This window comes from Paenibacillus sp. JCM 18996 (genome assembly GCF_055392555.1).
The window spans coordinates 1,070,974-1,082,911 of sequence record NZ_AP043884.1; the positions used below are offsets into that span (position 1 = coordinate 1,070,974).

Annotated in this window: 13 protein-coding genes and 1 riboswitch; of the genes, 2 read left to right on the top strand and 11 right to left on the bottom strand. The window is 48.6% G+C overall.

The genetic code is table 11. From position 1 onward, the window contains the following. Positions 1-327 precede the first annotated feature (327 nt). The 8 genes from ACZ5N7_RS05230 to ACZ5N7_RS05265 all read right to left on the bottom strand — a co-directional run bounded on the left by ACZ5N7_RS05230 (position 328) and on the right by ACZ5N7_RS05265 (position 9,308). Positions 328-1,491, bottom strand: a complete 1,164-nt coding sequence (locus tag ACZ5N7_RS05230; RefSeq protein ID WP_464658042.1) for an ROK family protein — start codon at positions 1,489-1,491, stop codon at positions 328-330. 37 nt (positions 1,492-1,528) lie between these two features. Further along, positions 1,529-2,368, bottom strand: a complete 840-nt coding sequence (locus ACZ5N7_RS05235; protein ID WP_464658044.1) for a protein phosphatase 2C domain-containing protein — start codon at positions 2,366-2,368, stop codon at positions 1,529-1,531. Positions 2,369-2,372: 4 nt separating this feature from the next. After that, complete coding sequence (locus ACZ5N7_RS05240) at positions 2,373-2,957, bottom strand: YdcF family protein (protein WP_464658046.1); 585 nt, start codon at positions 2,955-2,957, stop codon at positions 2,373-2,375. Between the two features lie 29 nt (positions 2,958-2,986). After that, entirely contained in the window at positions 2,987-3,829 is an 843-nt protein-coding gene (locus tag ACZ5N7_RS05245) for a carbohydrate ABC transporter permease (protein ID WP_464658048.1), read from the bottom strand. Further along, positions 3,826-4,698, bottom strand: a complete 873-nt coding sequence (locus ACZ5N7_RS05250) for a carbohydrate ABC transporter permease (protein WP_464658050.1) — start codon at positions 4,696-4,698, stop codon at positions 3,826-3,828. The genes ACZ5N7_RS05245 and ACZ5N7_RS05250 overlap by 4 nt, the downstream gene beginning before the upstream one ends. A 75-nt stretch (positions 4,699-4,773) precedes the next feature. After that, positions 4,774-6,129 (bottom strand): ABC transporter substrate-binding protein, encoded by a 1,356-nt coding sequence (locus ACZ5N7_RS05255; RefSeq protein ID WP_464658052.1) that lies wholly within the window; start codon positions 6,127-6,129, stop codon positions 4,774-4,776. A 260-nt stretch (positions 6,130-6,389) separates the two neighbouring features. Then, complete coding sequence (locus ACZ5N7_RS05260) at positions 6,390-7,928, bottom strand: PAS domain-containing sensor histidine kinase (RefSeq protein ID WP_464658054.1); 1,539 nt, start codon at positions 7,926-7,928, stop codon at positions 6,390-6,392. A 198-nt stretch (positions 7,929-8,126) separates the two neighbouring features. After that, entirely contained in the window at positions 8,127-9,308 is a 1,182-nt protein-coding gene (locus tag ACZ5N7_RS05265; RefSeq protein WP_464658056.1) for a chromate transporter, read from the bottom strand. Positions 9,309-9,543: 235 nt separating this feature from the next. Then, positions 9,544-9,628, bottom strand: a riboswitch (cyclic di-GMP riboswitch). A 109-nt stretch (positions 9,629-9,737) separates the two neighbouring features. On the opposite strand from ACZ5N7_RS05265, the gene ACZ5N7_RS05270 reads away from it, so the two are divergent. Next, positions 9,738-9,971 carry a hypothetical protein gene (locus ACZ5N7_RS05270; RefSeq protein ID WP_464658058.1) on the top strand — a complete coding sequence of 78 codons (234 nt, stop codon included), beginning with the start codon at positions 9,738-9,740 and terminating at the stop codon, positions 9,969-9,971. 69 nt (positions 9,972-10,040) lie between these two features. On the opposite strand, the gene ACZ5N7_RS05275 is transcribed toward ACZ5N7_RS05270, so the two are convergent. Next, on the bottom strand, positions 10,041-10,337 hold the full coding sequence (locus ACZ5N7_RS05275; RefSeq protein WP_464659382.1) for a hypothetical protein: 297 nt from the start codon (positions 10,335-10,337) through the stop codon (positions 10,041-10,043). Between ACZ5N7_RS05275 and ACZ5N7_RS05280 the strand changes: the two genes are divergently transcribed. Next, entirely contained in the window at positions 10,297-10,494 is a 198-nt protein-coding gene (locus ACZ5N7_RS05280) for a helix-turn-helix domain-containing protein (RefSeq protein ID WP_464659152.1), read from the top strand. The genes ACZ5N7_RS05275 and ACZ5N7_RS05280 overlap by 41 nt on opposite strands. 14 nt (positions 10,495-10,508) lie before the next feature. Here ACZ5N7_RS05280 and ACZ5N7_RS05285 read toward each other — a convergent pair whose 3' ends face one another. Together ACZ5N7_RS05285 and ACZ5N7_RS05290 are read right to left on the bottom strand one after the other, a co-directional pair. After that, entirely contained in the window at positions 10,509-11,351 is an 843-nt protein-coding gene (locus ACZ5N7_RS05285) for a class I SAM-dependent methyltransferase (RefSeq protein WP_464658060.1), read from the bottom strand. A gap of 237 nt (positions 11,352-11,588) precedes the next feature. Then, positions 11,589-11,912 (bottom strand): hypothetical protein, encoded by a 324-nt coding sequence (locus ACZ5N7_RS05290; protein ID WP_464658062.1) that lies wholly within the window; start codon positions 11,910-11,912, stop codon positions 11,589-11,591. Positions 11,913-11,938 lie beyond the last annotated feature (26 nt).

Genomic DNA, 11,938 nt, shown 5'->3' on the forward strand with positions numbered 1-11,938 from the left:
AGATAAAACCGGCTTAGAGGTTTTTTTCCTTTATTCTTCGGTTTGGGAGGCATCACAAAAAATAGAGGAAGATTATTCCTCTATTTTTTGTGCAAACGATACTTTTGAGGGTTTTTGCCAGAAATCCGAGATAATAACGGCAGCCAATTCCGCTAATTTTGGGAATCTCCGGGAAATACCGCTTTAACGGAAAAAAATTCCGCTAAGCCAACCGGCGGCAACGAGGTGCAATTCCGGTAAGTCCAGCCGAAGGCGCGTAGGTTTCAAAGCCTGTATTGGCGAATCAGCTTCAATTACGGCTATGCTACCGGCGATAAACAAGCTGAATTAATATGACAGCGTATTAACCGGAGCGGCGAACGTTTGCTTGATCACCAGTGCCGCCGCCATGCCCGCGCCGTCGGCTAAATGATCCTTATATACGAGGCGGACGTCGCGGCAATGCTCCGGAATGTTCCGCATCATCAGTGCTTCGATCATTGGCAGGAGCATGAAGCCCGCCTCCTCGACGATCCGTCCGGTCAAGAGCACATGGTCGGGATTCATGAACGTCACCATATTGGCCAAAGCCAGGGCGACAGCCTCCCCCGCGGCGGTAAAGAGACCGGCTATCCGTTCATCGCCGCCGCGCAGACGCTCCACTATCTCGGAGAACTTAAGGCCTGTCACATCCTCCATGCCGCCGATCGACGCCACGGTGGTCAGGCACCCATAGCCCCTGCAATGGCAAAGCCGGGCCTCGTGTCCATTGAAAGCTTTGTAATGTCCGAACTCGCCGGCAACGTAAGACGAACCCGCCTGCAGCTGCTTGCCGCAGACGACAGCTCCTCCAATACCTTGATCCAGCTTGCAGGTAATATTGTTTTCCGAGGAAAACAGCAGACCGTCCATATTTTCAACCAGGGCCATGATGTTTACATCATTTTCGATATGAATCGGGAACGGGTACACAAGCCCAAGCTGTTCTCGTAGAGCGTACTGCTTCCACCGTAATCTTTCCGAGTACAGCACTACACCCTGCCTGGAATCCACCATCCCCTGGATGCTGAGGCCGATTCCTTTGATCAGTTCAGGTGTGCCGATCTTCGCAATTACCCTGTCCACCGCTTCTTTCACACACTCCAGCGTATGGCCTTCGTCGCGGAAAGAGTCGACATGCACCTCGGCTGCATCAATGGTTTCACGCTGAAAATTATGGAGCACTGCCCGGACTCTTTTGACAGCTACTTCGACACCGACTGCATAAAGGTTCCCGTGGTTGATACTGAGCGGGATGGGCTTGCGCCCTCCTGCCGAGGCTGCCGGTGTGCCTTCCACGACGGCGTGCTCCTGAAGCAGACGATTGACGATATTAGTGATCGTCTGCTGGGTTAAACCGGTTTTTTCCGCCAATTCGACTCTGGAGATGCTTCCTGTGCTATAAATCAGATGAAGCACCTTCTGCTGGTTCATATTTTTCATCAGCTGTTGGCTTCGAGTGTTATCAAACATAGGAATAAAGACCTTTCATTACAATATTTAGGGATTGTTACCGGAGATCAAGGACGACACCGGTCTTGTCATCCGAAACCTTCAGCCTTGGATATTTAGAGCAGTCCGGATCTTCTTGTTCAAGTCGAACCAAGCCTTCGGCGTAGGCTGCCAGACCCTGGTTGTCTATTTCGGCCAGCATCCGTGTCCACGTTTCTTGCGGCGACGCCCCCTCCAAGCAGTGAAACAAACCATCCGTAACGGCATAGAGCCTGGTTAAACATGCCCGGCTGAGCCGGCCTGCTTCCATATAAAGGTCTAAATTGATTTCGCCGTTCATAACGGCATATCCTTCCGGCGTATTCGCTTTTCTCCTGTTTTCACAGAGCGTCGGATATAGATATTCACGGATTTTTGCCGGTTCTGTGATGCCTTTGGCGATTGCCTCTGCGCGTTTTTGAAGCGTGACCCGGTCGGCATGGGCCACCTGGTCATGGGTTACCTGCCGGTACGTACCGTCCGCATATTTGGCAAACAGCATACAATCTCCGGCCTGGACATATTCGACGTACGTATCCCTTACCCGGAAATACACAAAAGCGGCGGACCAGAGCTGCCGTTTATCCTCTATATCGATGCCCGCGCTGAGCATGCTTTGACGCAGCGCAGCATTCGCCCGGATGGCGACCTCCTCCAAACGGGTATCGTACGGTACTTTCTGCAGATGCAAAGCCAGCAGTTGCGAGGCTAAGTAACCGCCTGTAAGCCCGAATTCATCCCGATAGTCGATGAGCGAAGTGGCACCGTCGGCCACACCGTATACGCTGTCCTTTTCATTGACTATCAGCGCATCTTCGTTTAAGCTGCCGGTGCCTTTTATCGTATAAACCTGCATCATTTAATCAACTCCATTTGACGGAACCCTTCCGCTTCTTAATCGCCTTATATGTGGTGGCAAAGGCTTTAAGCTCATGCAGCGTCCGATAGATTTGCCTGCTTACGGCGCGCAAACTCCTGTCAGAGAAAAATGAACAGGAAAAACCCGCTTCCCTCGCTATATAACGGATCCTGCGTATATGAAAAGAATTTGAAATCAGCATACATGTCGTAAGCCGATGGAACTCCATGATTTTTCTGCAGTTGTCAATATTTTGGAGCGTATCCATTGCCTCTTTGTCCAGCACGATCCGATCCTCTTCCACGCCGCGTTGCACCAAGTACTCTTTCATTATATCGGCTTCGGTCTTGGAGGAAGTGACCGCTCCGCCGGTCAGAATTATTTTTTTAAAAGGATAGGAACGCATGAGCTCTAACGCAACCGAAAGCCGTTCCTCCAGAAGCGGATGAATCCGGTCGTTATCGCATTGGAAGCCGAGGATGACCATGGCGTCCGCCGCTTCCTTCCGCAGGGGCGCAGTGTGAATCCATACCATGAACAGAAGCAGAAAAACAGCTAAACTCAGTATTAAATAAACAAAATAAGCCATTAAGCAACAGTCCTGTCAGAATTATTAATTCATCCTTTTACGCCGGAGGTCATGGTCCCTTCTATAATATATTTTTGGTTGAACAAGTAGACCACGATCAGCGGCAGAATGGTGATGACGGAACCCGCAAGAAGCAGGGACCAGTTCGTGTTGTATTCCGATTGGAATTGCGAGAGCCCCAGCGTCAGCGTCCGAAGGCTTGGCGATTGAATATAAAGCACCGGACGAAGCATTTCGTTCCAGTTATTCATGAAGGCGATAATGAACAGCGTAGCCAACGCCGGCTTAGCCAAAGGAAGAAAAATATTTCCGTACACACGGTAAGGAGAACACCCGTCGATAATGGCCGCTTCCTCCAGGCTGGCGGGAACACTGGCAAAAAACTCGCGCAGCATAAACGTTCCGAACGCCCCTACCAGAAGAGACGGCACGATAAGCGGAGCATAAGTATCCAGCCACCCGAGCTTGGAGAACATGAGAAACTCCGGGATGATTGTGACCTCCATAGGAACCATCATCGTCGCAACAAGCAGCGAGAAAATCCAGCCTTTGCCCCGAAACGACATTCGGGCAAACGCGAAGGCTGCAAGAGAACAGGTAAGCAGCTGCCCAAGCGATGCCGTAGTGGAGATCAAAGCGCTGTTGCCCAAATACCTGAGAAAATGATGCTCCTTCAGTACGACGACATAACTGTCCCACATCCCCGGTTGAAACAACCGGTCGGGAATGAGGCGCGGCGGCATTTCAAAGATGGCGCCCGACGATTTGAACGAGGACAGCAGCATCCACACAAAAGGAAACAATGTAGTCACACTGTAAAGGACCAAGAAGAGGTAAATGAACCATTTTTTCATTTGTCTTCCGCGCTTCATCCGTAATTCACCCACCTTTTCTTCAATACGAAGTTCACCCACGTTACAATCAGCGTCAGGAAGAACATGACATAAGCCAAGCTGGACGCGAATCCCATCCGGTAATGGACGAATGCGTTCTGGTAAATAAAATAAGACAGCGTTGTCGTCGACTGATAAGGCCCGCCTTTGGTCATGGCATAGGTGATGTCGAACGTATGGAACGATTCAATGATGGTAATGATTACCACGAAAAAGATCGTCGGCGTCAACAGCGGCAGGGTGACCGAAAAAAACGAGCGCACCGGACCGGCCCCATCCATCTTTACCGCTTCCTTCAGCTCTCCCGGAATATGCTGCAGTCCCGCCAAATAAATGATCATCTGATAACCGACCGATTTCCAGATATAGACGCTGACCAAGGTGCCGAGCGCATACTTCGGGTCTCCCAGCCAGGACGGCAGCTGCGAGCCGTGCCATACATGCGTCAGCAAGGAGTTTAAAATGCCGTATTGAGGGCTCAAAATCCAGTCCCACATAATGCCGATTGCGATAACGGACGTTATAACGGGTAAAAAGAACAAGGAGCGAAAAAAGCTTATCCCTCTCAGCTTCTCATTCAAAAGCACTGCGAACAACAGCCCGATCGTGCATACCCCCACTGTAAAAAAAGCGGAGAATGTCAATGTATGCTGAATGACTTTCCAAAAATCTTTCGAGTGAAACATCTCCACATAATTTGCCAGGCCGACCCACTTCGGTGGAGAATAAATATCCCAGCTCGTAAAGCTGGCCGCGATCGAAACGACGATCGGTATCAATCTGAAAAACAGCAAACCGATCAAGGTCGGGAGAAGAAAAATATACGCGTGAAATTTATAATGCCTCAATCAGTTCACTTCCTTGTCCCTAAATAGGAGAGGAGATTCCCGGAGGAACCTCCCTCTATATTCAAGCAAATACTTTTATTTACGGTTCAAAATATCGTTGGCGAATTTCGTTACGCTTGCCATGGCGTCATCAAAGCTTTTCGCTCCATCCAACACCTGATCCAGCTCCCCGTTCAAGCCGGAGCCTTCCGCCGCGCCGTAACCCCGCCATTCGGACCATGCCTTCGTATAGGAGTTGCGGCCTACGTATTTGCCTTGTTCCAAAATCATGCTTTTATTGTCAGGCTGCTTGTCCGTCTCAAGCCATTCTTTGGACAGAGCCACAGGTTTGTAGATCGGCACTTTGCCGCCTTGGTAATTGTCGGCTCCTCTGGACTTGCCGGACATAAACTGGATAAACTTCCATGCTTCCTCCGGATGCTTGCTGCTCTTGGCAATAGCCAGGTTGTCCGGCCAACCGTACGTCACCTGCTCCTTGAAGTGCGGTCCCTTGGGGATGGTGGTCATTCCCCATTTCAGGTTATCGCCGCCGACCTTGCGGATATTAGCCATCGCGAACGAACCGTCGACCCACATCGCCGCTTTGCCGAGCGGGAATACATCCTCCTGCTTGATTCCCTTCATTTCCTTCGGTGTCGGGGAAACTTTATGCTTTACAGTCAGGTCGGTCAAAAACTTCAGAGCTTCCTTGCCGTTTTCATTCACTGCAAACTGCGTCTTGTCCTTGTTCAGGATATCGCCGTCATTTTGATACAACCAGGGTTCAATATGCGCATAGCGGCCAAAGAACCAAAAGCCCCATTGATCCGTCTTGCCATCGCCGTTCGTATCCAGTGTCAGCTTCTTGGCCGCACTCAGGAAATCGTCCCAAGTCCATTTATCGTTCGGGTAGGCAAGCTGCGCCTTGTCGAACATATCTTTATTGTAATAAAGCACTGTGGTCACCCATGCGTATGGAAAAGCGTACATATCGCCTTTTTCCTTATCCGGATAACGCACCGCTTTAAAGACGCTTGTGTAATAATCGTCAGCTTTGATATCGCGGTCGACCATTTTTTGTATATCGTACAGCAAGCCTTTGGAAGCCCACTCGTCCACGAAACCGGAGCTCATGTCGAATACGTCAGGAGCATTGCCCGCAGCAGCCATGGCACTAACCTTCGGCCAGTAATCCCCGGGTTTCTGGGTCTGCACCGACACTTCGATGTTCGGATTTTCCTGGTTGAACTTTTGGATAAGCTCGTTGAGAGTTTTCTCCTGGGAGGGATCAAAGCTGAAATACGACAACTTTACTTTCTCGTTGGACGTTGACGTGTTTCCTTTAGTGTTGGATGCCGCCCCGTTCTGTCCCTGGCCCGCACCGCCCGAGCAGCCGATTAAACTGCCGGTCAATAACAAACTGGCTAATGAAAGTGAAAAAGCTTTTTTCAAGGTAATCCCCCTCAAATAATTGTGTCGGAACTTAGTAAATCAAATGGATTGATTAAGTTATCAAAAAAAAAATCCTGTTTCTCAATCCACCGTCAAACTTGTTTTCCTATTTCTACTTTAATAGCGAAAGGTTTTCCCAGCGTTAACGCAATATGAATAGATTGTTAATGTTTCTTCGAAAAACTCACATCCTGCTGGCCAGCCATATCACACTAATAATGTGCGCGTTCGGCGGCCCTAACTTCTTTAGATCGATGACGTCACTGCGACTGCCTTTTCTCAAGGCTCGCCGGCAATAAAATCTCTACGATCGTCCCGCTGTTCACTTTACTTTTGATTTTTATCACGCCGTTATGGTTTTCGATAATTTTAAAACAAATCATTAATCCGAGGCCGGTCCCCTTCTCTTTTGTGCTGTAAAAGGGCTCACCCAGCAGCTTGATCCGTTCTACCGGGATTCCACAGCCGTGATCGGCAAACTTTATTATCAGAACATTGGGCTGCCACTGCGCGGATACATTGATTTTCCCTCCGTTCGGCATGGCTTCGATCGCATTTTGCAAGATATTAATGAATACTTGTTTCAATTGGATTTCGTCGCAGCTTATGTATGGCAGTTCCTCCGGCACAGCGTCATCGATTTGCACATTATTCATAATGGCCTGGGCATTCATTAATGCTACCACGTCGGAAACAATCTTCTTTGGCTGCTCCAGTTCGAATTTCATTGCCTTCGGTTTGGCGACAGCCATAAATTCGTTCACTATAAAGTTGATGCGATCCAGCTCGGACAGCATGATTTCAAAAAATCCGCCGTCTTGCAGGTACTTCGTCTTCAATAACTGTGTAAAGCCTTTCAAGGAAGTCAAAGGATTTCTGATTTCATGCGCCACTCCAGCGGCCAATTGGCCGACAATGGACAGCTTATCCGATTTTTTGAGCAATTCTTCCGTTTCTTTCTGCTCGGTGATATCTCTTATGATCATAAACACGCCGACAATTTGCCCGTTTATGTCAATGGGAACGTTCTTGCATATCCATTCCACACGGTCACCATTTTTTTGGATGGTCGTCGATTCGAAAATCTGTGAGGTCCCCTTCTTGGTTGTTTCAAAGTAGTTTAACGCCCTGCAATTTTGTTCCGGCGAAAAAAGGCTTATGTAAGATAACTGCAGCAGTTCGTGTCTGGGATATCCGGTTATAATTTCAGCCGCGGGGTTAGCGCTGATAATGTTCCCTTCCAAATCGAGGCGGCAAATACCGTCGGGGTTATTTTCCACTAAAGATTTATACCGCTGTTCACTTTCGATCAGTGACAATTCCGCCTTCTTCCGCTCGGTGATATCTTTGCATAAGAGTTGAATGGCGTGCCTTCCCTGGTAAGTGATGGGAACAGCCTTTACCTCAACATCAATCACCGTCCCGTCCAATTTGGTGAATTTTTGTTCCACCGGTTCTGTCGCTTTCCTCTCCACAGTCAACTGGCGTACCCTCTTCCTGGCAAGCTCAAGAAATTCCGGCCGGACAAAGCTGAAAACCGATTGGCCTATAAAGTCCCTTGAGCTCACTCCGCCAAGGACCTTGACCCCGGTGGGGTTTATGTAAACTACTCTTTCATCCTGATGAACAATTACAGGCTCCGGTGATAGTTCAACCAGCTCTGAGTAACGCAGCTCGCTTTCCCTTATTTCATTGTTTTTTCTTTCAAGAGTTATTTTTATTTTATGCATCGAGCACTTGAAATTTCTGGAAACCTTGGTTTTGTTAAACACAGTGGTTCTCTTGATACGCTTTTGCATAGTAATTCGCCCTTTATACATTTTTAGACCTAAGTCTTTATATCTAGATTCGATAAAGCAGGCGCAGTTTCCTTCAATTATCAAAAAGAAATTTACTTAAGTAAAACTTTACGTCCGCAACTGCGATCTGGCTCAGCTAAAATGGCAGATTGCAACCAACACGCCGAGATCTGCCGCGCGATAGCGGACAAAGTGGCTTTATCCGCCTGGAATTATACCTAGAGCAGCACCGGCTAGTACGACAAACCACGGCGGCATTTTCCAAAATACCAACAGACAATAGAGAAGCAAAGCGAAAACAAAATCAACCGGAGACAGGATTGCCGAGGTCCATATCGGGTTATAAAGAGCTGCAAGCAGAATACCGACGACGGACGCATTGATACCGGTAAGCGCACCCTGAACCTTCCGGTTATTCCTCAGAGTGTCCCAGAAGGGCAAAACGCCGATAATCAATAAGTACGCGGGGAGAAAGATAGCAGCTGTGTCGATCACGGCTCCTGATATGCCATTTGACATGGCGCCCAAATACGAGGCAAAGGTAAACAGCGGGCCGGGAACGGTTTGCGCCGCAGCGTAACCAGCCAAAAAATCCGTCTCGCTCACCCATCCCCGAGGGACTACTTCCCGTTCAAGTAAAGGCAATATGACGTGGCCGCCGCCAAAGACAAGAGATCCGGCGCGATAAAAAGTGTCGAACATTGAAAACATTCTAGTATGGATGAGTTTGCCTGCCACAGGAAGAACTAACAAAAGCCCAAAAAACAGCATAATACAAACCACAGAAAACAGACGGTTCACACATACAGTACTCCGGGGGGCATTCTGCGTCGCTGCATTGTTGTATAGCAGAAGTCCAATCAGTCCGGCAGCGAGGATGATTATCACTTGGGAATAGGCTGAATGCCATAATAAAGTGCCGCTGCAAGCAAGAACGGCGATCGTCGCCCTGCTTTTATCCGTTATAAGCTTCCGCCCCATCCCCCAAACCGCTTGGGCTACGATAGCGACCGCAACTATTTTTAATCCGTGGATCCACCCCGCTTTAGCGATGTCATAACTTTTCAATATGTAAGCAAAAACAATTAACGCTATGATGGAAGGCAAAGTAAACCCGATCCAGGCGGCAATTCCTCCCAGTATACCTGCGCGGATAGTACCGATCCCAATGCCCACCTGACTACTGGCCGGTCCGGGGAGGAACTGGCATAAAGCGACTAAATCCGCATAGCTTTTCTCGTCCAGCCATTTTCGTTTGCGGATATATTCATTGTGAAAAAAGCCCAAATGAGCAATGGGTCCGCCAAAAGAAGTTAACCCCAACTTTGTTGAAACCGCCAAAACCTCGAATAAAGCTTTCAACCTGCCTTCATGGCTCATATAGTCCCTCCCTGCTAATGCCACTTTATCATACTCCGCCACCCTCTATCAAAGCACTTATGAAAAACAGCCAGGAACAGATCATCCAGACAGTGCTTTATGGTGCTAAGTTAAAATGCCGCATCAGGAGTTTTCTCCCGAGGGGCGGTATGCGTTCAAATAGCCAATGTGTTCAGACATCAGCTCACGTCCTTTACTAATGGGGAAACAAGAATCAAGAAGGAAACCAATAAGTGGCGGTAACTCGGCTGCCATAAAGTAACCCCCTTAGGCCCGCGGCTTTGCTTCCTCCTCTTTCGAAGGGTTTGCCGTTATCGCCCTCGACGATGGCCATCAGCATGGAATGTCCGTTTTCTGGGTCATTTCCTAACAAATTGGGTAATATGACGTTAATACCATCTATTTTATTGGAGAGGGTGAAGGGCAACCATGAGAGAATATACAAAAGAAACACGTTCCTCTTTGCCGGAGTTATGTGAAGCGGAAATCATCGTTTATAAAGCAATCAGCACAGAATCCGATCAAGACGGCAGTATGGATCTTGTTAACCACGTCGCGAACCAGACTCAATTGACAGAACTGCAGGTAAGGGCGGCGCTGCTTCTTTTATGGCAAAAAAAGTTGATCTCCAGCAGCGAGATCATCGACACAGAAATGGGGTAAATTGTGATTGGACTCTCCCTGCACTTAAAAACCCGCCCTGCGGCATATCCGCTAAAGGACGGGTTTCATTCATTTTACCACTCTATGCCGGTCCATCGGTTGCTGCATCTTGTCTGAGAAGCGTCCCCCGTTAAGAATGCGGCGGGCTCGTTCGAGCTCCCGTTCCGTCGGCGTCCGCGTCCCATCAAGAGGATAGGCTTTTCCAAGCAGCTGCCATTTATATACGCCCATCAGCTTGATGTGCTTATCCCGGTTAATTTGCTTCTGTTCCCTGCTCATCCGTCTGAGCAACTCGTACGGTGTCCTTGACGGCCCGGATACTCTGATCGGTCTGAAGATCAATAACACGGAAATGGCCGACATCATCGGAGCCACACGCGAAAGTGTCAACCGCATGTTAAGCGATATGAAAAAGGAAGAAGTTGTTTCCTTCCGGAGCGGGCACATCGTGATTCAAGATATGGACTACCTCCGTAATGTCTGCCATTGTGAGAACTGCCCCAAGGAAATTTGCCGCATGTAGGGAGCAATTGCGCGCTATTCCTTTGGCAGCTTCATTCCGGCCTGTCCGGCCGCATTCGGTCGATAACAGCTCCAGAACTTGATCCAGGGTGGAGCGATATGCGTGAAATGTCCCCAACTGCCTGGCTCTGTGTCAGGCAAATCGCTTTTCACTTCCGAGAAGCTTGTTATTATGAATCCATAATCTATCAGTCCGTTGATCAATCTGCCCATAGTTTGCCGATACTCTCTGGGACCGTTGATCGTTGAGCCTTGTTTTTGTTCGCAGACCCAGTCCTGATCCTTGTAAGTCAGCACGGTGCCGTCCTCATAAGGGATACTCAAAGGATATCCGCTGCCGTTCCAGTCCCTTTCTCCAACACCCCAAATAAAAGGGTTCGCACACATAAAATGGTACATTCCGCCTTCCCGTATGACTCGGGCCGCTTCACGAAACACCTCGCGGCAGTCGGGAACAAAGTTTAATGAGTAAGGATGCCATACAATGTCAAAAGAATCCTGCGCAAAGCAGGAAAGATCTCGCATATCCCCTTGATACGTGTCGATCGTTACTTTATAATGCTGCGCCGTCTCCTTGTCGCGGATCAGCTGTGCCCCTGAAATATCGAGCACCGCAACATGGGCGCCGAGAAGAGCGAAAGCAGCAGACTGCTGGCCTCCCCCGCCCGCCAGACAGAGAACGCGCTTGCCGCTGACATCGCCCAGCATCCCGTCCGGATCCAAATATTGACGGGCCGATTGCTTGTCCAGATTCATCTTTGGTCTAGTAAACAATGCGTTCGCTTTAACGAGCGCCTCCCAGCGTTCTTTGTTATATTGCGCAATTTCATCTTCATTGGGTTTCCCTGCCTGCTTCACCCGGATCCGCCTCCGATTATTGTTACTATTCTCGCTCCCGCTGCTTTCGCTTATCTAAAATGATTTGCACTTCCTTCATCTGCGGTTCTATGCTGTCCAAGCGATTCAAGCAATGGTGCGCGACCATGTCGAGATCATTTATACTCTGGGCTTCATCAGTGTTGTTATAAAGAATATTGTTCATCCAGTGATTCAGATTCCTCAAGTGATGACGGTACCAATAGAATCTTAAAAGGTTCACAGCACAAAGGAAGCAGGCCCTAACGATGTTTTGAACTGGCCGGCCCGATTGGGGATCGGATAGGTCAGATTGGTAAATAACCCTCTGTCAAAAAGTTCGCGCGTCAAACCAAGATAATGTTTAAGCTGCTCAATGTTATTTTTATGAAGATGGTTGTCGAATAATTTCATATAAAAGCTGCCGCCATCAACACAATTCACTTTGTACGAATATCCCTGGTCTCCCATGGGAATCGAATTCAAATGGTCCGCCAGTATCCCATATTCCTGGCTAATTTGCTTTATTATCGCTGAATCTTCCATTTGGTATCTGACCTTCATACTTTGACTCACCACCATTCATTTTC